General features: G+C 42.0%; 20 protein-coding genes and 1 pseudogene. All 21 read left to right on the top strand.

All coding sequences use genetic code 11. The features are described from left to right. The first annotated feature begins 74 nt into the window (after nucleotides 1-74). The 21 genes and pseudogenes from BLR32_RS19415 (at nucleotide 75) to fcl (ending at nucleotide 23,085) form a co-directional block, all read left to right on the top strand. Nucleotides 75-2,573 (top strand): SLBB domain-containing protein, encoded by a 2,499-nt coding sequence (locus BLR32_RS19415; RefSeq protein WP_089834503.1) that lies wholly within the window; start codon nucleotides 75-77, stop codon nucleotides 2,571-2,573. Between the two features lie 50 nt (nucleotides 2,574-2,623). Further along, the gene (locus tag BLR32_RS19410) at nucleotides 2,624-3,700 is read left to right on the top strand and encodes a GumC domain-containing protein (RefSeq protein ID WP_089834502.1); all 1,077 of its coding nucleotides are present in this window, start codon (nucleotides 2,624-2,626) and stop codon (nucleotides 3,698-3,700) included. A 55-nt stretch (nucleotides 3,701-3,755) separates the two neighbouring features. Further along, nucleotides 3,756-4,754: an NAD-dependent 4,6-dehydratase LegB gene (locus BLR32_RS19405; RefSeq protein WP_089834501.1), complete on the top strand. Its 999-nt coding sequence runs from the start codon at nucleotides 3,756-3,758 to the stop codon at nucleotides 4,752-4,754. 6 nt (nucleotides 4,755-4,760) lie between these two features. After that, nucleotides 4,761-5,909: a LegC family aminotransferase gene (locus BLR32_RS19400; protein ID WP_089834500.1), complete on the top strand. Its 1,149-nt coding sequence runs from the start codon at nucleotides 4,761-4,763 to the stop codon at nucleotides 5,907-5,909. A gap of 43 nt (nucleotides 5,910-5,952) precedes the next feature. After that, nucleotides 5,953-6,594, top strand: coding sequence for an acetyltransferase (locus tag BLR32_RS19395; protein ID WP_218124222.1), 642 nt, complete (start codon nucleotides 5,953-5,955; stop codon nucleotides 6,592-6,594). 29 nt (nucleotides 6,595-6,623) lie between these two features. Next, the gene (gene neuB, locus BLR32_RS19390) at nucleotides 6,624-7,628 is read left to right on the top strand and encodes an N-acetylneuraminate synthase (protein ID WP_089834499.1); all 1,005 of its coding nucleotides are present in this window, start codon (nucleotides 6,624-6,626) and stop codon (nucleotides 7,626-7,628) included. Then, nucleotides 7,625-8,782 carry a UDP-N-acetylglucosamine 2-epimerase gene (neuC, locus tag BLR32_RS19385; protein WP_089834498.1) on the top strand — a complete coding sequence of 386 codons (1,158 nt, stop codon included), beginning with the start codon at nucleotides 7,625-7,627 and terminating at the stop codon, nucleotides 8,780-8,782. The genes neuB and neuC overlap by 4 nt, the downstream gene beginning before the upstream one ends. Then, nucleotides 8,783-9,835: a nucleotidyltransferase family protein gene (locus BLR32_RS19380; protein WP_089834497.1), complete on the top strand. Its 1,053-nt coding sequence runs from the start codon at nucleotides 8,783-8,785 to the stop codon at nucleotides 9,833-9,835. Nucleotides 9,836-9,845: 10 nt separating this feature from the next. Then, entirely contained in the window at nucleotides 9,846-10,535 is a 690-nt protein-coding gene (locus tag BLR32_RS19375) for an acylneuraminate cytidylyltransferase family protein (RefSeq protein ID WP_089834496.1), read from the top strand. Between the two features lie 17 nt (nucleotides 10,536-10,552). Continuing rightward, nucleotides 10,553-11,755: a sialidase family protein gene (locus tag BLR32_RS19370; protein WP_089834495.1), complete on the top strand. Its 1,203-nt coding sequence runs from the start codon at nucleotides 10,553-10,555 to the stop codon at nucleotides 11,753-11,755. 9 nt (nucleotides 11,756-11,764) lie between these two features. Further along, nucleotides 11,765-13,051, top strand: coding sequence for a lipopolysaccharide biosynthesis protein (locus BLR32_RS19365; protein ID WP_089834494.1), 1,287 nt, complete (start codon nucleotides 11,765-11,767; stop codon nucleotides 13,049-13,051). Continuing rightward, nucleotides 13,048-14,199: a response regulator transcription factor gene (locus BLR32_RS19360; RefSeq protein ID WP_089834493.1), complete on the top strand. Its 1,152-nt coding sequence runs from the start codon at nucleotides 13,048-13,050 to the stop codon at nucleotides 14,197-14,199. The genes BLR32_RS19365 and BLR32_RS19360 overlap by 4 nt, the downstream gene beginning before the upstream one ends. Nucleotides 14,200-14,241: 42 nt before the next feature. Beyond that, nucleotides 14,242-15,288 carry a glycosyltransferase family 4 protein gene (locus BLR32_RS19355; RefSeq protein ID WP_089834492.1) on the top strand — a complete coding sequence of 349 codons (1,047 nt, stop codon included), beginning with the start codon at nucleotides 14,242-14,244 and terminating at the stop codon, nucleotides 15,286-15,288. A gap of 74 nt (nucleotides 15,289-15,362) precedes the next feature. Beyond that, nucleotides 15,363-16,361 carry an EpsG family protein gene (locus BLR32_RS19350; RefSeq protein ID WP_176842346.1) on the top strand — a complete coding sequence of 333 codons (999 nt, stop codon included), beginning with the start codon at nucleotides 15,363-15,365 and terminating at the stop codon, nucleotides 16,359-16,361. A gap of 2 nt (nucleotides 16,362-16,363) precedes the next feature. Beyond that, nucleotides 16,364-16,819: pseudogene (locus tag BLR32_RS34630) on the top strand (glycosyltransferase family 4 protein); the annotation flags it as partial. Nucleotides 16,820-16,867: 48 nt separating this feature from the next. After that, on the top strand, nucleotides 16,868-17,395 hold the full coding sequence (locus BLR32_RS34390; protein WP_245705466.1) for a glycosyltransferase: 528 nt from the start codon (nucleotides 16,868-16,870) through the stop codon (nucleotides 17,393-17,395). Nucleotides 17,396-17,411: 16 nt separating this feature from the next. Then, nucleotides 17,412-18,557 carry a glycosyltransferase family 4 protein gene (locus tag BLR32_RS19340; RefSeq protein WP_089834489.1) on the top strand — a complete coding sequence of 382 codons (1,146 nt, stop codon included), beginning with the start codon at nucleotides 17,412-17,414 and terminating at the stop codon, nucleotides 18,555-18,557. 26 nt (nucleotides 18,558-18,583) lie between these two features. Further along, complete coding sequence (locus BLR32_RS19335; protein ID WP_089834488.1) at nucleotides 18,584-19,666, top strand: DUF1972 domain-containing protein; 1,083 nt, start codon at nucleotides 18,584-18,586, stop codon at nucleotides 19,664-19,666. 10 nt (nucleotides 19,667-19,676) lie between these two features. Continuing rightward, complete coding sequence (locus BLR32_RS19330) at nucleotides 19,677-21,005, top strand: glycosyl hydrolase family 28-related protein (protein WP_176842345.1); 1,329 nt, start codon at nucleotides 19,677-19,679, stop codon at nucleotides 21,003-21,005. A gap of 34 nt (nucleotides 21,006-21,039) precedes the next feature. Beyond that, nucleotides 21,040-22,152 carry a GDP-mannose 4,6-dehydratase gene (gene gmd / locus BLR32_RS19325; RefSeq protein ID WP_089834486.1) on the top strand — a complete coding sequence of 371 codons (1,113 nt, stop codon included), beginning with the start codon at nucleotides 21,040-21,042 and terminating at the stop codon, nucleotides 22,150-22,152. Nucleotides 22,153-22,155: 3 nt separating this feature from the next. Further along, nucleotides 22,156-23,085, top strand: a complete 930-nt coding sequence (gene fcl / locus BLR32_RS19320; RefSeq protein WP_089834485.1) for a GDP-L-fucose synthase — start codon at nucleotides 22,156-22,158, stop codon at nucleotides 23,083-23,085. The last annotated feature ends 163 nt before the right edge of the window (nucleotides 23,086-23,248 follow it).

Genomic DNA, 23,248 nt, shown 5'->3' with positions numbered 1-23,248 from the left:
AGAGGAAATTCCGGGCAATAGAGGGGTAATGGTCGATATTATATTAATCCGAATATTTGTTATCCAATAAATTCATGTTAAAAAAAGTATTACTGCTGCAACTGTTACTGCTGGCCTTTGGTTATTGTGTTCGTGCCCAGTCAGGTGTGTCGCAGGCACAAATGAGCCAGGTAAAGGTGGATAATCTTTCTGATGATCAGATCAGGCAGCTGGTGGCTCAGATGAAGGCTAAGGGCGTTACTTATTCCCAGATAGATGATTATGCTGCGCAAAGAGGAGTCCCTGATGTTGAAGTGGCAAAGTTAAAGGCCCGTATTACGCAGTTAAACCTTGACAAGGAGCTTTCTCCCACAAGAAGCAATGATAATATTTTCGCTTCGGATACTTCCGGCAGGCAATACAGTGGACCGTCAGATACGATTTATTACTGGCGTGAAATGTATAAGCAGATCAAGGATAAGGAAGATTTTGAAAAAGAACAGCGCCGCAGAAAGATATTCGGTACCGAATTGTTTAGTAATCAGAACCTCACATTCGAGCCAAACTTACGCATGGCGACCCCTTCCAATTATAAGATTGCGACGGACGATGAACTGATTATAGATGTCTATGGCTATTCTGAGGTACAGCATACCTTAAAGGTAAGTCCGGAAGGCTATATCAGGATTCCTTACCTGGGGCCGGTTTATGTGAATGGTTTGACTATAGAAGAGGCCAGAACACGTATTACCAAACAATTGAGTACTATTTATGGTGGTATTAAGACCGGTAATACGTCTGTTCAGGTATCCCTGGGTAATATTCGTAGTATTAAAGTAACCCTGATCGGTGAGATCATCCGTCCGGGAACATATACATTACCGTCGCTGGCAACTGTGGCGAATGCTTTATATGTGTCTGGCGGACCAAACGAAAACGGTTCATTCAGGAATATAGATGTGATCCGCAACGGAAGGAAACTTGCCAGCTTTGATCTCTATGATTTCCTGCTGCATGGAGATCTTACCAACAATGTGGTATTACAGGACCAGGACATCGTAAAGGTGAATCCTTATAAAATGAGGGTAGAGCTTTTGGGAGAGATCAAACGTCCGGCTGTTTTTGAGACAAAAGACAACGAAACACTGCAGCATGTGATCGATTTTGCTGGTGGTTATACTGACAATTCTTTCCACGATGTGATCCGCGCATTACGTATTACCAGTAAGGCAAGGGAGTTTGTGAATATTCCGGCAGATTCTGTAGCCTTCTTCCGTTTGAAGTCGGGCGACAAGTTCTACATTGATTCAATTGTAAGCCGTTATACGAACCGTGTGACCATCGCCGGTGCGGTATTCCATCCGGGTGATTATGCTCTGGAGGAGAAGATGACTGTAGGAGATCTCATCAAACGTGCTGACGGAATCCAGGAAATAGCGGCTACCTCCCGTGGTATGATCCGCAGATTACAGGAAGATTATACGCCAGCCTTTATCAATTTTAACGTACTGGATGCCATAGCAGGAAAAAACAATCCGGTGTTGCAGCGGGAAGACAGCGTGGTCATATTTTCCAAACTTGCCCTGAGGGAACCATACCTGGTGAAGATTATGGGTGAAGTAAATCAGCCGGGATATTTTAGCTATGGCGACAGCATGCGCCTGGAAGATCTTATCCTGATGGCGGGGGGCCTCAGGGATGCCGCCAGTCTTAAACATATAGAAATATCCCGTCGTATCCGAACAAGGGGTACTTATGACTCAACAGATATCAGGATGGCCATCACTGACCAGTTTGACATTAACGCAGACCTTTCAGGTAGTCCGGCAGCGGCGTCCTATGTATTGCAACCATTTGACGAGGTAGTGGTGCGCAGATCTCCTTCCTATAGTGAGCAGGCCAATGTTGTAGTGAACGGTGAAATCGTTTATCCGGGCATTTATGCCATCAATACCAAGAAAGAACGTATATCCGACGTTATCAAAAGAGCGGGTGGTTTACGCCCGGATGCTTCTGCTGAAGGCGCGTTGTTATTACGGAGAACTTTTATCAATGAGCAGGACAGTACTTTTCTCCTGAGCAAGCTGGAAGTATTCAATAATAAAGTAAGGGATAGTATCGACGTTGCGAGAACCCGCGCAACTGTGGAACGCAACCAGCAATTGCTGGGTATACAGCTGGAAGAGATCCTTGAACATCCAGGTTCCAAATACGATCTGTTCCTGGAAGAGGGAGATGTGATCAGAATCCCTAAGAAATTACAAACAGTGCAATTATTTGGAGAAGTGTATTTCCCCAAGAAGGTACGGTTTGACAATAGCTTCTCCTTCAGGAGTTATGTGCGCGGAGCGGGTGGATTTACCTCTCAGGCATTGAGGAGAAGAAGTTATATAGTATACGCGAATGGTGAAGTGAAAAGCACAAGGAAGATGTTATTCTTCAACAGTTATCCGAAAGTAAAACCAGGAGCAGAAATATATGTACCCGCCAAACCTGACAAGAAAGGATTATCAGCGGCTGCCACTGTAGGATTGGCCAGTGCATTGGCGTCTCTCGCATTGATAGTGGTTACAATTATCAATTCAACAAAGTAGCGAATCAATGCATCTGAAATGGATCATATATTCTTAATGCATTTAGTTGTATGGAAATAACGAATGACGCCGCAAAGAAAGGCGACGAAATATCTTTTAAGGAACTGGTATTAAAACTGCATGACTGGTGGAAATATCTGCTCAGTAAGTGGTTGATTATTGTTATTATCGGATTGACTGGCGCCGGACTTGGGCTGGTATTTTCACTGTTCAGCAAAGAACGGTACGTAGGAGAGTTAACCTTTGTGCTGGAGGATAGTAAGCCAGCAGGCCTGGCTGCTTATTCAGGGCTGGCGAGCCAATTTGGTTTTGATCTCGGAGGTGGTACTGGCAGCGGATTGTTTGAGGGTGATAATATCATGGAATTCCTCCGTTCAAGGTTTATTATTGAGAAGGCCTTGTTGACGCCCATCATGGATAAGGGTAAGAAAATGACCCTGATCACCTGGTATATCAATACTTCTCATTGGAAGGAAAAACTGGATAAGGACCCGGGGCTGAAGGCGATAACCTATCCTGTAGGACAAGACCGCAAAACGTTTACCTTGATGCAGGACAGTTTGTTAAACAAAATCCATAAATACCTGCTGGAGAAAGAGCTGGAAATTACGAAACCCGATAAGAAACTAAGCTTTATAAAAGTAACTACTACAGCAGAGAACGAATTGTTTTCTAAAATTTTTACGGAACGTTTGGTCAATGAGGCCGCAGAGTTTTATACCTATACGAAGACAAAACGTTCAAAAGTAAGTGTAGACAAGTTACAGGCTATGGCAGATTCCCTGCAGGATCAGCTGAACAGAAAGACCTATACACTGGCAGCCGCGCAGGATGTGAATCTCAACCCGGTAAGACAAGTGTCTTCTGTAAAAGGGGAACTGATAGCGAGGGATAAGATCGTGCTGCAGACTATGTATGCCGAAGTAATTAAGAACCTGGAGCTGAGCAAGCTGACAATGGCGCAGGAAACACCCGTTGTACAAGTGGTGGATAGTCCCATTCTGCCATTGGAAAAGAAGAGGTTTGGAAAATTTAAAGGCCTGGTACTGGGCGGGCTGCTGGGAGGTTTTCTTATAGTATTTATACTGGTATTCAGAAGACTGTACAGAGAGATGCTGGCCAGTTAATCTAACAACGTGATCTATAATTTTCAAAGCGAAAGCATAGCATAATTGCATATCAATGGAACTGAAGAATAAAAAAGTTTTAATTACCGGTGCTGATGGATTTATTGGGAGTCACCTGGTAGAACGCCTTTTACAGGAAGGCTGTAATGTCAGGGCTTTTGTGAATTATAATTCTTTCAATAGCTGGGGATGGTTAGATACTTTTTCAAAAGACACCCTGGGAAAACTGGATGTGTTTCCTGGTGATGTCAGAGATCCGAATGGTGTAAGAACGGCGATGAAAGGAGTTGATGTGGTATTTCACCTTGCAGCGTTGATCGCCATTCCATTCAGTTACCATTCACCAGATTCCTACATTGATACCAATATCAAAGGCACGCTGAACATTGTACAGGCGGCAAAAGATCTGGGCATAGAAAGGGTGCTTGTTACCTCAACATCGGAAGTATATGGTACTGCCACTTACATACCTATTGACGAGAAACATCCGCGTCAGCCACAATCACCATATTCTGCTTCCAAGATAGGCGCGGATTGTATTGCTGAATCATTTTACCGCAGCTTTAACTTACCCGTTACTATCGTTCGTCCTTTTAATACATATGGACCAAGGCAGTCGGCAAGGGCTATTATTCCTACCGTGATCACACAGTTGCTGAACGGCAAAACGGAGATCCAGCTGGGAGATCTGACACCAACCAGAGACCTGGTGTATGTGAAGGATACTGTAAATGGCTTTGTGGAGATTGCCAAATCTGATGCTTTGATAGGTCAGGATTGCAATATTGCAACAGAATCAGAGATCAGTATTGGTGAACTGGCCAGATTGCTGATTGATATTATCAATCCATCTGCCAGGATTGTTGAGGATGCAGCAAGACTTCGTCCGGAAAAGAGTGAAGTTTTCCGCTTGTATGGGTCTAAGGAGAAGATCAGCAAACATACTTCCTGGAAACCACAATATACTTTCCGGGATGGACTAACAGAGACAATAGAGTGGTTCAGATCGGCAGAGAACTTAAAGAGCTATAAAGCGGATATTTATAATATTTAGTACTTAATGGAAACTTCACATATACTAAACTTTATCAGGCGTACTTTTAACGACGCGGAAGGATTTATTCCCCTGCACGCACCATATTTTGGCGGAAAAGAAAAGGAATACGTTACTGATACAATCGATTCTACTTTTGTTTCTTCAGTAGGTGCTTATGTGACACGCTTTGAAGAAATGATGGCAGAGATTACAGGAGCCAGGTATGCCATTGCTACTGTAAATGGTACAACAGCATTACATCTGGCGCTTGTATTGGCCGGAGTGAAATACGGCGAAGAAGTGATTACACAGTCGCTTACATTCGTAGCTACTGCCAATGCCATTTCACATGCCGGAGCCATACCTGTTTTTGCCGATGTAGACAAAGATACAATGGGATTATCCCCTGTTGCGTTGCAGGCTTTTCTGGAAGAACATGCGACAGTTAATGCAAAAGGGGAATGCATTAACAAAACAACAGGGAGGCGAATAGCTGCTTGTGTTCCGATGCATACATTTGGTTTTCCGGCAAGAATAACAGAAATCGCTGCAGTTTGCGTTAAGTATAATATCCCGCTTGTGGAAGACGCCGCCGAATCGTTAGGAAGCTATGTGGGAGATAAGCATACAGGTACTTTCGGTAAGATCGGTGTTTTCAGTTTTAATGGGAATAAAACAGTGACATGTGGGGGCGGAGGCGCTATTGTTACCGATGATGAAGCTATAGCAAAGAAAGCGAAACATTTGTCCACAACAGCTAAGATTCCGCACGCTTACGAATTTGTGCACGACGACATAGCATATAACTATCGCATGCCTAATCTGAATGCAGCGCTGGCATGTGCTCAACTTGAGCAGCTGGATGCTATGCTTAAAAATAAACGTGAGCTGGCAGGCATGTACAGTAACTTCTTTGAGGGTTCATCCGTTTCTTTTGTAAAGGAGAAGGAAGGTACCAAAGCAAACTACTGGTTGAACACCCTCATTTTCCAGGATCATTTGCAGCAACAGGCCTTTCTGAAAGAAAGCAATGATAGCAAAGTAATGACACGTCCAATCTGGCGTTTAATGAACAGGTTGCCCATGTATGCCCATTGTCAGCATGGTGATCTTAGTAATGCCGAATGGCTGGAAGAGCGGGTGGTAAATATACCGAGTAGTGTAAGGAAATAATAACGGTGATAAGCATATTCAAACGCCGAAGATGTCTCCGGAAATGATCAGAAAAATATTTCTTTATGGCGCAGGTGGTCATGCAAAGGTGATACTGGAGCTGCTGGAAGTGAACGGGCAGCGCTGTGCCGGTATTTATGATGAGTATGGCGCCGCAACGCAGTTGCTGGGTTACCCGGTGTCCGGCAGTCTGAATGATGACTTTAAGGCGGCCGATTCTGCGATGATCATTGCAGTAGGAAATAATCTGGTACGCAAAAAACTGGCCGGGAAGCTGGCAGCTGAATGGGCTACCATTATTCATCCATCTGCCAATATATCTTCCCGTTGTACAATTGGCAGGGGAACGGTGGTGATGGCCGGAGTAAGTATTAATAGTGAAGCTGGAATCGGTGATCATGTTATTATTAATACAAATTGTTCCGTTGATCATGACTGCGTGTTGGCCGACTATGTACATATTTCCCCCAATGCAGCTCTGGCAGGGAATGTCCGGGTAGGAGAAGGAACACATATCGGGATCGGGGCAGCAGTAATACAGGGAGTTAAGATAGGAAAATGGGCAACTATTGGTGCAGGATCGGTTATTATAAGAGATGTACCTGATTATGCAGTAGTAGTGGGAAATCCGGGAAGGATCCTCCGGATGAATGAACCACCAGAAGGATTGCAGGAAGGCAAATAGGAAGAGGATCACACTAATTTGGAACAAACATGGATAAAGTATTTATAATAGCAGAAGCAGGTGTAAATCATAACGGTGATATGGCGTTGGCCAAACAGCTGATTGATATTGCTGCAGATGCAAAGGCCGATGCAGTGAAGTTTCAGACATTCATTGCTGAAAAGCTGGTGTCAAAATTTGCAGAAAAAGCGGCATATCAAAAAGTCAGTACTGATGCAGCAGAGAACCAGCTGAATATGATCAGGAAATTAGAGCTGAAGTTTGATCAGTTTGAAGAGTTGAGGAATTATGCTGACAGTAAGAATATCATGTTTCTTTCTACGCCATTCGATTTCCCCAGTATCGATTTTCTGAAATCGCTGGGTATGACACACGGCAAGATCCCTTCAGGAGAACTGACCAATATGCCCTACCTGATAAAAATGGCAAAGAGTTTCGAACAGCTCATCGTCTCAACCGGGATGTCTGAGATGGCTGAAATTCATGCTGCGTTGAAAGTGTTGCTGGATCATGGTGCAAAGAAGGAGAATATTGTCGTGTTGCATTGTAACACGGAATATCCTACTCCTTTTGAGGATGCAAACCTCAGGGCAATGCAAAGCATCGAAAAGGAGTTCAGCATCAGGGTAGGATATTCTGACCACACTCCTGGCATTGAAGCGCCGGTAGCTGCAGTGGCATTAGGCGCTACTGTGATAGAGAAGCACTACACAATAGACAAAACGATGGAGGGGCCTGATCATGCCGCATCTCTTGATCCACAGGAATTGAAGGCAATGGTAAGTGCTATCCGGAACACTGAAAAGGCATTGGGTAGTGGTGAAAAGACACCGTCAAAATCAGAAACGAAGAATAAAGCGATTGCCAGGAAAAGCATCGTGGCTGCAAAGGATATAAAGGCTGGAGAAATATTGACGGAAGACAATATAACAGTAAAGAGGCCGGGAAATGGTATCAGTCCGATGTTATGGTATGACGTATTAGGTAAGAAAGCCGCCAGGGATTTTCAGACCGATGAGTTGATAGAGCTATGATAAGAAAGATCTGTATAGTTACAGGTACCCGCGCTGAATATGGGCTACTGTCACCTTTGATGAAGGCCATCAGGGAACGGGAAGACCTGCAATTGCAGTTGCTGGTAACCGGAATGCATCTTTCTCCGGAATTTGGTCTCACGTATAAGCAGATCGAAGCAGACGGATTTCACATTGATGTGAAAGTGGATATGCTCTTGTCGAGCGATACTGCCGCGGGGGTTACGAAATCTACCGGATTGGGAATGATTGGTTTTGCGGATGCTTTTAACGCCTTACAACCTGATTGGGTAGTGATACTTGGTGACAGGTTTGAAGCTTTCGCGGCTGCAACCGCTGCCTATATTGCGCAGATTCCTATCATTCACCTCAATGGAGGTGAAACCACGGAAGGAGCTATGGATGAGGCGTTCCGTCATGCTATCACCAAGATGTCCTATCTGCATTTCACCGCAACAGAGACTTATAGAAAGAGGGTAATACAGCTTGGAGAAGCGCCGGAAAGAGTGTTTAATGTTGGCGCTATCGGTATAGATAGCATCATGCATCTGCCCCGGATGACAAAACAGGAGCTGGAAGAAAATCTGGGTATCGATCTCTCTTTGCCTACTGTACTGGTGACGTATCATCCGGTTACACTGGAGAAGAATAGTGCTGCTGACCAGTTTGCTGCGTTGATCCGTGCATTGATTGCCACCGAAGGACTCCAGATCGTGATCACGTATCCTAATGCGGATACAGATGGAAGAGTAATTATTGATCTGATAAAGGAACTGGAAAAGCAATACCGGGGCCGTATTTATGCTTTCCCTTCGCTTGGCCAGAAGCGTTATTTGTCATTAATACAATACGTGGAGGCGGTAGTAGGTAATTCTTCAAGTGGTATTATAGAAGTGCCTTCTTTCAGAATCCCTACATTGAATATAGGCGACAGGCAGGGTGGGCGGATGGCAGCAGAAAGCGTTATCCAGGTAGCGCCAGATGAAGCTTCCATAAAACAGGGATTGAGCAAAGCATTGTCACCTGAATTCCGGGAATTCTGCCAGCAGGTGAACAATCCTTATGGAGATGGACAGACAACTGGTAAGATTCTTGATAAACTGTGCCAGTTTATTGAAACCAAAAACATTAAGAAGAAATTTTACGATCTGTAAATGAAGAATTGGGAACGTTATATTATCAACAGCAATGCCAATATCAAGGATGCTTTAAAACAGCTGGATCAACTCGGCCTTGTGAACGGCGTATTGTTTATTGCTGATGAAAAAGGTTGTTTATTGGGCTCCATCACAGATGGAGATATCAGAAGAGGCTTGTTGCAGGATGTTAATGTAAATGATCCCATTAGTAAGGCAGGCCACTATCCCTGTAAGTTTGTTTTCTCCTTTCAGCCAACTTCCCAGGAGTTGAAGGCTTTCAGAGAACGCAACCTGCGTTTTATCCCGGTAGTGAACGAAGAGATGAGTATTCTTGGTATTCTTGACCTGGAACATCTGCGAAGAATAATACCGGTGGAAGCGGTGTTAATGGCCGGCGGGAAAGGCCAGCGACTGCTTCCTCTGACAGAACATACCCCTAAGCCATTGTTGAAAGTAGGACCCAAACCAATAATAGAACACAACATAGATCGCCTTATCAACCATGGTGTTGATAACATATATCTCAGCATCAACTACCTCGGACATAAGATCAGGGATTACTTCGGTGATGGATATGCAAAAGGCGCAACTATCAATTATATAGAAGAAGACTTCCCAATGGGAACGATCGGCGCAGCAAGGAAGGTTAAGAGCTATAGCAAGAAACATTTGTTGATCATGAATTCCGATATCCTGACTGACATTGATTTCCATGAGTTTTACAATGATTTTGTAGAACAGGATGCTGACATGTCAGTAGCAGCTATCAGTTACCATGTTGACATACCATATGCGGTCATGGAGACAGACGAACATAACAGGATCTCTTCATTAAAGGAAAAACCAAGGTATACATATTATTCAAATGCCGGTATTTACCTGATGAAAAGTGAAATGCTGGAGCATGTTCCGCACAATGAGTTTTTTAATGTGACGGACTTAATTGAAGAGCTGATTGGGAAAGGCAAAAAACTGATCACCTTTCCTATTCTTGGTTATTGGCTGGACATTGGAAGAATGGATGATTATAAGAAGGCGCAAGAGGATATTAAGCACTTAAATCTATGATGTTTATCCAATGAAAACATTATTTCTTATTCCAGCGCGGGGAGGGTCTAAAGGAGTGCCTGGAAAGAACATCAAACCTTTAGGGGGAAAACCATTAATCAACTATGCCATAGATGCTGTGAAGCCTTTAACAGCAATCGAAAACATCTGCATCTCTACTGATGCAGAAGATATTAAAGCAGTGGCAGAAGCAAATGGGATAAGTGTTCCGTTTTTGCGGCCGGCCTACCTGGCAGAAGATAATTCCGGTACTTATGAAGTATGTCTTCATGCCATCGATTTTTACGAGAAACAGGGGCATTTTTTTGATGTATTGGTCATATTGCAGCCAACAAGCCCTTTCAGAACTACAGACAATATCCGTGAAGCGCTTCAGGCCTTCAGCCCGGAATTGGATATGGTAGTATCAGTAAAAGAAACAAAAGCTAACCCGTACACCGTTTTATTCGAAGAGAACAATGAAGGATACCTGGTTAAATCAAAACAGGGCAATTTTATAAGAAGACAGGATTGTCCCCGGGTATGGGAATATAACGGTGCTATTTACGTAATAAATATAGAGTCATTAAAACGCAGCCCTCTTAACCAGTTTACGAAAATAAGAAAATATATTATGGAAGAGGCTGAGTCGGTAGATATCGACACTCCATTGGATTGGGAATTCTCAGAGTTTTTGCTTAGTAAAAAAACGTTCCTATAAATGCCATCTTTTATACTATGAAACTTAGAAGCTTTTTACCTTCGATCAACAAGTCTATTTCTCCCACCTGCCAGGCATTATTATTTATAACTGTACTGACATTTGCAACAGCGTGCACCAAAGAGAACAATCAGGCCTTCTATGAGGATATTCAGGATTCACCGCTGTTCGATTCAGACATTAAGCTTATTGGAGGTGTTACTGAAATGCCCGTTAAAAGCCAGGCGCTATTTGTGCCGGACAATGTAAAATCAGGTGCATATGCATATGCGTCTGTAATCAGACTGAATGACAGCTCATTGATGATAGCATGTACACGCTATCAACCCAATGGATTTGATGACTTCATGCATTCAGATATTGTGGCCCGGAAAAGTACGAACAACGGTAACTCATGGTCGCCCGAATTCGTATTGCAGGAAAATATAGCTACGATCAATACAATGAATCCTAATTTAGTAAGGGTTGGTGCTAATAAGCTGTTGATGATTTTCAGTGTGAAGCACAGCGATTCAAAAATCGATCTTTATGTTAAGGAGTCTTCGGATAATGGCGAAACCTGGGGGGACCCAAGAATGATCAATACAACGCAGGGTTATCACATTTTAAATAATGACAGAGTCATTATTAATAATAAAAGAATTATTGTCCCTGTCGCTTTTGCAAAGAATATTTCAAAAGAGTTCGACCAGCAGGTAATCTTTTGTTATTATTCTGATGATATGGGGAAGACCTGGTTGAAGTCCAAATATTTAAAAACCTATTTTGCGCTTATGGAGCCGGGAGTGACTGCTATTGACAAAAAGGGAACGCTCAAAATGAATATACGCACCAGACAAGGGTTTATTTATTTCTCCAAAAGCACTGACAATGGAGTTACCTGGAGTGGTCTTTATAAGTCCGGGATCAATACACCGGAGTCGCCTCAGGTTGTGAAAAGCTTAAACCGTACAGATTCTCTCATCATGATCTGGAACAATGCTGTTTATACGCCAGGCACCAATAACAGGAATCCACTTACATTTGCCTACAGCGTAACAGGTGGTGATGAATGGATGAATCCCACTAATCTGCGTAGCAACAAGGATCTGAACTATTTGTATCCAACTATATACAATGATCGTCATGATACTGTTTTTGTAACTTATGCAATAAGGGATAATTCCTACAAGCCGATAGTGTATTTTGATAGATTGTCTTTGAAGAACCTGATTAAATAAGTCGTGAGCATGAAATTGTTCAGTAAGAATATAATTAAGCATCCTTTATTTCAGAAAAGTATTATTTATACGATTACTGACGCAATTAACAAGGCAATCCCTTTTTTATTACTTCCTTTTCTGACACATTATTTGTCGCCAGCGGATTATGGTGTTGTATCAAACTACAACGTTTATATCTCCATCCTGCTCATTTTTATCGGTCTGAATTTAAATGGTGCGATGGCGGCAAACTTCTATCATTACTCAAAGGAGGAAATAGCTGAATATATCAGCAGCATATTTATTGTTATTTTTTGTGCCACAATCATTGTTGGAATAATAATGGCCGCGACTGCCGGCTATGTCTCTTCATTAACATCCATAGCGCCGTTTTTCCTATTCATAGGTGTTCTGGTTGCGGCCAGCCAGGGGGGAACCGCTATCAATCTTGATCTTTGGAGATTGGAAGAGAGACCGCTGGCTTTTGGCGGGTACCAGATCACCCAGAGTGTTATCAATATTTGTCTTACTGTATTCTTCCTGGCATCTATGCGGATGGGTGCGGATGGACGTATTGGTGCAATGATTATAACTTCTGTACTGTTTTTTATAGTTAGCATGTTTGTATTGTTCAAACGAGGCTATTTAAAATTTAAGATCAATAAGAAGTACATAAGAGATGCGCTGGCCTTTGGCTTACCAATGATTCCTCATACATTGGGCATATGGATCCGCACGGGTATTGACAGAATATATATAACCAAATTTTGTGGAGTAGCTGAAGCGGGTCTTTACTCAACAGGATTTCAGTTTGGCCTGTTGCTGTCTTTTCTGGTAATGGCCTTCCACAATGCGTATGTACCATATGTCTATAAGTTGCTGGCCAGCAATCAGCCGGAACAAAAAGGCAAACTTGTTAAATTCACCTACATATATATGGTAGCTGTTTTGGTACTGGCGCTGATCTTTTCGTTTGTATCCTATTTTATAGTTTATCATTTCCTCTCGGTGCGCTACCTTGAGTCTGCCAAGTATATAGGTTGGGCTATGTTTACACAGGCTTTCCAGGGTATGTATTTAATAGTTGGAATTTACATATTTTACTCGAAGAAGACAGCGAAGCTGGCAATAGTTACCTCTTCATTGTCTATTCTGCAGTTAATATTGTCTTACGTGCTGGTAAAATACATTGGCCCGATAGGAGCCGCTTATTCCAGTTTCATCGTATGCGTAGTTAATTTCATTGTGGTGTGGTATCTGAGTATTCACGTTTATGCGATGCCCTGGTTTAATTTCAACAAGACTAAAGCATGAAGAAAATCATTTTCATAAGCCACGACCCACTTACGGATACTATTAAAAAGAACTATTATCTGGAAAGGTTCCGTGGAGATGGTATTGAAATAGAATACTGGTGTGTAAGGCGTATCGTTAAGTATGCGAACATTGCAGTGCTCAACAATGAAATCAGTGAAGTCTACTTCAAAGAAGTTACGCATATAGATCAGTTAAAGAAACTATTGGAGGAGCGGGCGAAGGGTGCATGGATCTGTGTGGAGCTATGGTTTAACTGGGATACAATACCCGTTTTTCAGCTGCTGAAACAATATGAAGAAAAACTGTTTTCCATTGACTGGTATAGTAATGTTCCGGCTATTTCTGTACGGCGGAAGTTGCTCGACGATATAAAAACACTTAGTTTCCTGAAGTTGTATAACGCAGGCGTCAGAGTGATCAGCAGGAAAGTTTTTAATGTCTATGCAAAACGGTTGGGTATTCGCCCACCAGCCATTTTGTTTGTTGCCGGTGATAAGCAGGCGGGTGGTGACCGGCGGGTAATCTCCCTGAATCACCACGATTTTGATATCTTTCAGGAAGGCGGTTTATCTGAGAATGCCGTGGCAGGAGAGCAGAGGTATGCGGTGTTTTTAGATATCATGCTTCCCTACCATCCGGATTTTAAGCGACTGAAATCTGATATACTGAGTGCTGAAGTGTATTATCGGAAGCTGAATAAGTTCTTCGATAAGGCAGAGGCCAAACTGGGGTTTCCGGTCATTATTGCTGCACATCCAAAATCCTCTTATAAGGAGGAGTTCAATGGCCGGACGGTTATAAAAGGGAAAACAAATGCGCTGGTAGCCCAGAGTACTGTAGTATTTACCCATCATAGTGTTTCGATGTATTATGCAATACTGTACAGGAAGCAACTGGCCTTACTGACAATGAATGAGTTTAAATTTGCCAGAGCTAAGTCTTTTGTAATGCAGATCATTCATTATACAATGGAGCTATATGCTCAAATACTGCATTGCAGTCTGATAAACATTGATGATCAGAACGAGCTGGCTCTGCGTGAAGTAGATATGGAGAGTTATGAGCGCTTTGAAAAAACATATATAAGAGGCAAGTCTGATAAGCAGAACTATGATGTAATTAAAGATACCCTGCAACTGAATTGATCCTTTCCGGGAGATCTTTGATTACAATGAAATTAGGTTTTTATGAAGAAGATAGGTTTTTTTATTAATACATTATCGAAATCTGGCGGTACGGAACGCGTAACCAGTGTGCTGGCAAATGCGCTGGCAGACGTGGATTGCGAAGTGGAAGTGCTATGCATGTTCAAGAGCGGAGAGAGCTTTTACAAATTGGATGATAGAGTAGTGGTCAGATATCTTACAGAGAAGCCTCATGGAACATTAAAGGATTATTTCAGTGTACTGAGATCTCTGATAAAAAATACAAAGCACCTTGATTATATAATCGGGGTAGGCATGGACCTGTGTATTTTTACAATTCCGCTGAAACTGTTTAACAAGGTAAAGGTAATAGGATGGGAACATTTTAACCTGACAGTAAGAGGGCCGGTTGTGAGTTTAGCGAGACATCTGGGCATATGGTTTGCTGACAGGATCGTTACCTTAACCCAAAAAGACTTTAGCGATTATAAAAAGAAGACTGACAAGGTAGTATGCATATATAACCCAACTACAATTGAGATGCCGCCAGTTACTACCTATGATAGTAGAGTGTTGTTGTGTATAGGCCGTCTGACTTATCAGAAGGGGTTTGATATGATGCTTGATATATGGGCAGAAGTATATAAAAAATATCAGGACTGGAAACTGATCGTAGTTGGCAACGGTGAAGACGAAAAGCAACTGAAGGATCAGGCAGAGCGACTGGCTATTGGGAATGGCGTGGAGTTTGTAAAAGCAACGAGGGAAATAACAAAGTATTATGAGTCTGCATCGGTATATGCAATGACTTCGAGATATGAGGGGCTGCCACTGGTACTTATAGAGGCACAGTCTGTAGGGTTGCCGCTGATCGCCTTTAACTGTGAGACCGGGCCCAAAGAAGTGGTGGAGGATGGATATAATGGATTTTTAATCCCTGCTTTTGATAAAGCTGCCTATGTTGAAAAATTGCAGCAGTTGATGGCGGATGGGCCTTTGAGAGAGAAAATGGGCAAGCAATCAATTATAAATTCCGGCAAATTTTCAAGAAACAGCATTGTTAAGAAATGGACTGAAATTCTTGTATAATGATTTATTACTTAATCACGATAGCTCTTTCTGCGTTCAGTTTTATTGAAAGCTTGCATGTGAATCTGCAAAAGATGCAGAAGACATTCTACGTTTTCATTCTGTTATTCTTTGCCCTGTTTGCAGGAACGAGAATGATGGGCTTTGATTATGACACTTATAAGGATATTTTCTCTTATGCTTCCTCCGGCAACTTGCGGGATGTGCAGATAGAGATAGGCTGGGCGTTGATTTGTTATTTGTTTAGCGGGATCGGCTTTAATGCTTTTCTCCTGTTTGTTGCATGTTGCTCTATTATACTGTACGGAATTTTTTTCAAAAAGTATTCACCTTACATATTTCTGTCACTACTGATCTATTACTCATCTTATTTCATAGTAAAGGAAATGGGGCAAATGAGACAAGGGTTGGCAATAGGAATAGCAACGCTTGCATTTACCGCTGCTATGCATAAAAAGAAGGGACAGTTTGCGTTACTCTTTTTAATGGCCTTCTGTATACACTACTCCGCTATTGTTACTCTCCCCGTATATTATTTTTGCAACCATCACTGGAAAACATCTACAATCATTGCATTTACAGCCTTTGGATTGTGTTTTACCTTCATAGATCTGGGGGTGGTAATTACAAAGGTTATTTCTATACTTCCTATAAGCGGTGCGCAGGATAAAGTAGCCAATATCCTTTTGTCAGACGCGTCTGCCAAGAAGTTGGGTATTAACTCATCTATTATACTCAGGATAATCATAGTAGGACTTGCTTTAGCATACAGAAAGCCATTAAGGGAAAGATATGCCTTTTATGAGCCTTTCCTGATGCTCTATTTTTATGGCCTGATGCTATATCTGGTATTCAACTCTGTGTCAGAGTTTGCACAGAGAACATCTGCATATTTCCGTATACTTGAAGCCATTATTCTGCCGTGTATACTTTCACTCATGAGCAGGCGGGCGGAGCGGCTGGTAGTGGTAGGGCTGCTTGTACTCAATGCAGCGATCTCTATCAATAGGTTGTTTGGTCCCCGGCAGGCTTATGAAGCGTATAATCCATATAAAACATATTTACTGGACTGATTATGGGAGTTAGAGTCTGCTTTGAACCACACCTGGAAAGTATAAATAATGCCTTTACCAGGTACTTTTCAACAAACAGGGAAGAGATTGACTTTGTTCTTTTGGATAAACCAATGAGGAAAAAGGGAGGCCCTTTTTTTGTATTAGACGCGATCTGGTTTCGTATCAGGTCAGTTGTTGATTTTGTCCGGAAGTATGATATCGTTCACGTTAATTCAGCGAAGTTTGGTATTGCCGCATATGTTGCGAGTTTTTTCGGATGCAGATATATTTATACAATCCACTTTGCATCTACCGAGGAAAAAAAGGGTAGCCTGACAAGCTGGATCTATTACATATTGGAAGTTGGATTGCTGAAGCTTGTTGCTCGCAGAGCAGCGTGTGTTACTACTGTATCAGAATATTGCCGGCAGGAAATATTCCGGCGTTTTAAGGTCGACCCGGTGGTAGTACACAATGGCTATGATGAAACGCAGTTTGACAATACAAACAGAGGTCAGCGCAAAGTGAAGGAAGAACTGATGTTAGGCAATGAGGTTGTTTACATCAGTGTTGGCAGGATGATTGACTATAAAAGGCCTTTAAATGTAATCCGTTTTTTCGCAGAGATAAAAAAGAGGACCGGGAACAGTAAACTCATTTTTATCGGTGATGGAGATTTATATGAAGCGGTTCAAAACGAAATCACCTCATTAAAGCTTACAGACAGCGTTATTCTGATTAAGCAGGTAAACTTTAAAGATATTCCCGCATATTATAGTGCGGCCGATTATTTTATCAGTGCCTGTGAGACAGAAGCCTTTGGCCTTGTGTGTCTTGAAGCCTTAGCCTGTGAGGCGGTTCCGCTTGTGCCCTGGAAAGGTGCATTCCCTGAAATATTTTTGGATAGGATATTCTCATATGATATTGACAGGATCTCAGATATACCAGACAGACATCAACTTTTATCACATAGAGAGGGCATACTAAATAGATTCAGATGGACTGACAAAATAGCCCTATACCACAGGCTGTATATAGAGAAAGCCAAATAAATATTAATATTGCCAGATGAATAATACCAGACCTAAAGCCTTTATTGTAACTAATATAGACGTTTTTTTTCTTACGAATCGTAAGGAACAGGCGCAAATTATGCAGGAAAGAGGCTTTGAGATTCATGTGCTAGCTGCTGATACAGGCCGTTCGGAAGAAATCCGCCAACTGGGCTTCATTTTCCATGCTCTCCCAATGGGACGATTTGGGCTGGGACCGCTGCAGGTGTTAAAGAATATATGGCAAATTGGTGACATCTATAAAAAGGAAGCTCCGGCAGTGATCCACCAGCTTGGCCTGAAGATAATTATGTTGGGCACATTAGCCGGTCTCCGGACGAAAGCTGTTATTTTCAATACTTATACAGGTTTAGGCTATTTATTTACGGTAGATAACTATAAGACAAAGATCCTAAGAAGGTTATTGCTGCTACTGTCAAAGTGGATCTATAAGAGCAGGAGAGTTATTGCAATATTTCAGAATACAACTGATTATAAATTATTTAAGGAATACGGAATTGTAGACGAAACAAATGGCTATGTGATTAAAGGTTGTGGCGTCAAGTTAACCGATTTTGATTTTGCACCATTGCCAGCTGGTGAGGTATTGAAAATCCTGTTGCCGGGTAAGATGCTTTCTTCAAAAGGTATCTATGAGTTTGTTGAGATAGCAAAGAATATTAAAGCGGATAAAACTATAAGCCAACAGGTAGAATTTCAGCTTTGTGGTGGTATTGATGAAGGTCATCCATTTGCTATAAAAAAGGAAGAAATAGAAAAATGGCAGGAGAACGGCTGGGTGAAATGGTTGGGTAATCAGAAGAAAATGTCGGATGTGTATAAACAGGCGGATATTGTAATTCTTCCCTCCTGGAGAGAAGGATTGCCAAAATCACTGTTGGAAGCAGGAGCAGTGGGCAGACCGATAATTACTTATAATGTAGCAGGATGCAGTGAAGTAGTAGTGGATGGTGTAACAGGGTATATAGTGCCATTTGGAGATGTTGGTAAGATGACTGAATATACGAAGCGACTGATCAATGATAAGACTCTCAGAGAGAAAATGGGTACCAATAGTTACAATTATACTAAAGAGCATTTTGAACTGTATAAAATAATTGACGAGAACATACAGCTTTACAGTAAAATGAAGCTGATATAATCATCTTGTCATAAACATAAAAGGAATTGAAATCTAAAAAGCGAATTGCAATTATTGGTACTGTAGGGATCCCGGCGAGGTATGGTGGATTTGAGACATTGGCAGAACAGCTGGTCACAAGACTATCTCATGAATTCAGTTTTACAGTTTTTTGCAGCAAAAAGGCATATCCAAAGTCTGAGCGCGTAAAGGATAATGGTCAGGTAAAGAAAATATACCTTCCTCTTGCAGCGAATGGATTGCAAAGTATTGTATATGATGTGGTTTCAGTTATATGGGGATTGTTCATTTCGGATGTGTTACTGGTATTAGGAGTCTCCGGAGCATTTATCCTTCCAGTAATAAAGTTATTCAGCCGGAAGAAAATCATATTGCATATTGATGGTCTTGAATGGAAACGGGCAAAATGGAACGGCCTGGCAAAGAAGTTTCTTAAAGCCTCAGAGGCTGTTGGGGTAAGATTTGCGGATGTTATAATTGCCGACAATGAAGAGATCAGGAATCATATAAAAAGCAGCTATCAATGTGAGGGCGTACTGATTGAATATGGAGGAGATCATGTAATAACAGGGAACACCAATAAACAGCTGACCACAGCTGAAAATGGGTATGCTTTTTCTGTATGCCGTATTGAACCCGAGAATAATATAGAGATGATCCTGCAGGCATTTTCCACAATGCCTTCCCGGCAACTGGTGCTAGTAGGTAATTGGTTTAACAGCCAATACTCCAAAGCGCTGTATGAGAAGTATACACAGTATCCCAATCTGCGCCTTACTCCACCTATTTATGATATTAAAGCATTGAATGAATTAAGGCAGAATTGTTATATGTATGTCCACGGGCATTCTGCCGGAGGTACAAATCCCTCACTTGTAGAGGCTATGTGTCTTGAACTACCGGTATTAGCTTATTCTGTTAATTATAATATATATTCTACGCAAAGTAAAGCCTTGTATTTTTCTTCAGCAAGTGAATTAGTGTCTGTTTATCAATCAGTTAGTGATGAGAAGAGAGCGGAAGTAGCCCTTGACATGAAACGGGTTGCAGATGAGCGCTATAAATGGAGCATAATTATTGCTAAGTATAGAGATGTATTCTGCATCTAAATCAATTGTCATGAAGAAGATCTTTTCGCTGATAATCATCGTATTAAGCTGTTATCAGCTCACCGCACAAAAGAAAGAATATTATCTGAAAGACTATGGGGCAAAGGGGGATGGTGTGACGGACGATAAAGCGGCTATCCAAAGTTGTATCAAGGATGCCTATACAAATAACGGGGTCGCCGTACTAACACCCGGGAAATACAGGATCAACAAAGCCATTTATTTTTATTTAAAGGACAATAATTTATTGTCTGTGAAAGGGCAGCCGGATGCAAAGGGAAATTATCCTGTAATTATTACAGATAAGCTCGAAAGCATTTTTGTTTTTGAATCAGATCCTAATAAGCCTGCCGGTAATGTGCAATTGAGTCAACTGGAGCTGGTGGGAAACAACGTACCCTATTCACCCAGCCATCCTTACTTCGGGAAGCATGATGTGTATGCAAGCGGAGTGGCCTGCTTTAACCTGAAGTCTGTGTCTGTCAGCAATCTCACAGTGAGAAATATATACGGAGAAGGGATTAATGTGCGTAACTGGAATTATCAGAAGAATCCGATTGCAAACAGGTTTACCAATGTTGATATAACCGACAATAAAATTCTTAATTGTTGGGGTGCGAATCCGCCTACGGCAAAAGGTGGGCCTTCCGATGAATATGGAGATGGTGTTTATGTGAACAATGCAACCAATATTTCAATACTCAGAAACCAGATCATAAATGACCTGGCTGTTACCAAACAGTTTGGCCGTGCAGGCATTGTGATCGAATATAACTGTGACGGCGCTACTATCGAAAAGAACACCGTGAGTGGTTATGACAGAGATATTCACCTGGAAGGTGATTTCGGTGGGCACATGATCAGGAATAATAAATTAATAGGCTCTGATTTTTCTATATGCGTTTATGGCAATCTGCATACAGGTCCGCAAAAGCCGATATCGATTGTTAATAACTACCTCAGTAATGAAGGTATTCCTGACAATCCTCAATTGATAAGGGTCAGAAGTAAAGACGAAAGATCCCTGATCTCTTTCTATTCAGAAAACGATACCAGGCAGAACTCCGTTATTTCCGGCAATACATTTAATATGACGCCCAATTCAGGTATCGTTGGCAATTCCTTTCTGAAAGTGTATGAAGATAACCTGCAGGTTAGCGACAATAAATTCAACAACCTGACAAAAAGTAAAGTGGGTGTTTACTATGACAAAAGACCTCAGAAGGTCACCAACGAAGTTTATAAGAACGTTGACGTCAATTTTAATAAGAACATAAAGGCAGATTTTATTAAATCTAACAATAAGCTCTCGAACAGTAATACAAATCTGGCTCTGTAATTAGCTATATTTGTTTGATAACTGAACTCCAAATATGAAGACTGCTTTAATTACCGGCATCACAGGCCAGGATGGAGCTTATTTAAGTGAATTATTACTTGCCCAGGGCTACAATGTGCATGGTATAAAACGCCGTAGTTCCCTGTTTAACACCGACCGTATTGACCACCTCTATCAGAATCCCCAGGATGAGGATGTACGCTTCAGGCTCCATTATGGAGATCTTACCGACTCCACGAACCTGATCCGTATTATCCAGCAGGTGCAACCGGATGAGATATATAACCTTGGCGCCATGAGTCATGTACAGGTGAGCTTTGAAACACCTGAATACACCGCTAATGCGGATGGCATAGGTACGCTGAGAATATTGGAAGCAGTACGTTTACTGGGTTTAACACAGAAAACCAAAATATACCAGGCATCTACTTCCGAATTGTATGGCTTAGTACAGGAAGTGCCGCAATCTGAAAGAACTCCTTTCTATCCACGTTCTCCTTACGCTGTTGCAAAAATGTACGCCTACTGGATCACGGTCAATTACCGGGAGGCGTATAATATGTACGCCTGTAACGGTATCCTGTTCAATCACGAAAGCCCGTTACGCGGAGAAACCTTCGTGACCAGGAAGATCACCCGTGGAGTAGCGCAGATAGCACTGGGTATGCAGGACAAACTATATATGGGCAACCTGAATGCACAGCGCGACTGGGGACATGCGAAGGATTATGTAGAGGCCATGTGGCGTATCCTGCAGCAGGACCAACCCGAAGATTATGTGATTGCTACCGGTATTACTACTCCTGTAAGGGAGTTTATCAGGATGGCCTTTGAAGAAGCAGGCATAGAAGTGGAATTTACAGGAGAAGGTGTTAATGAAAAAGGTGTTATCAAAAGTATGGAAGGACACCTGACGGCGGTACAACCAGGACAGGAAGTTGTTGCTATTGATCCAAGATATTTCAGGCCCACGGAAGTGGACCTTTTAATTGGGGATCCTACCAAAGCCCAGACGAAGCTGGGATGGCAGCCTAAGTATGATCTGCCCGCCCTGGTAAAAGAGATGGTACATGCAGATCTGGAATTATTCCGCCGCGAGAAACTACTGAAAGAAGCAGGATTTAAGATATTTAGTCAATACGAATAATCTATGAAACAAACGGATAAGATCTATGTAGCCGGGCACAGGGGAATGGTAGGCTCCGCTATTGTAAGGCGCTTACAGAAGGATGGCTTTAATAATATTGTAACCAGGACTTCCATAGAACTGGACCTGCGTAACCAGGAGGCTACAGCGGCATTCTTTGCCGAAGAACGCCCTGACTATGTTTTCCTGGCGGCAGCCAAAGTAGGAGGGATCGTTGCGAATAACACCTTTAGGGCTGAATTCATTTATGAGAACATCATGATCCAGAATAATGTGATCCATCATGCATATCTGAATAATGTGAAGAAACTGATGTTCCTGGGATCGTCCTGTATATATCCTAAACTGGCACCTCAGCCACTGAAAGAGGAATATCTGCTGACAGGATTACTGGAACCTACGAACGAACCATATGCCATTGCAAAGATTGCAGGCATTAAAATGTGTGATGCATACAGAGCGCAATATGGTTGTAACTTCGTATCAGTAATGCCAACTAACCTCTACGGCCCCAATGATAATTGTGATCTGAAAAACTCTCATGTACTTCCGGCATTACTGCGGAAATTCCATGAAGCGAAGAAGAACAATGCAGCGGAAGTGGTAGTCTGGGGTACGGGTACACCTTTACGTGAATTCCTGCATGCTGATGATATGGCGGATGCATGTTTCTACCTCATGCAGCACTATAATGAAGAAGGCCTGGTTAATATTGGTGTAGGAGAAGACATCAGCATCAAAGACCTGGCGTTACTGGTGAAAAAGATAACAGGTTATGAAGGAGAACTGGTATTTGATACTACCAAACCAGATGGCACACCCCGGAAATTGATGGATGTAAGCAAACTGCATGGTTTTGGATGGAAGGCCTCCATAGGGCTGGAAGAAGGTATAGCCAGTGTGTATGCTGATATTAAAGACAGGGTGTTTTAATAACAGTGTCTTTTATCCCTGCATACTGATGGTTGATGTCATCTTCGGTATTTGAAATATGAGGTATAACAATAAAGTATAAAAGAAAGGAATTAATCTATAGAATATAGTACTATGGCCTAACCTGCTAAACGCTTATATTTGCAGCGGCAAGCAAATTCTT

The sequence above is a fragment of the Chitinophaga filiformis genome (assembly GCF_900102545.1).
Classification (GTDB): domain Bacteria; phylum Bacteroidota; class Bacteroidia; order Chitinophagales; family Chitinophagaceae; genus Chitinophaga; species Chitinophaga filiformis.
Note: the sequence above shows the minus strand (reverse complement) of the source record. Positions and strands in the feature narration are given on the sequence as shown.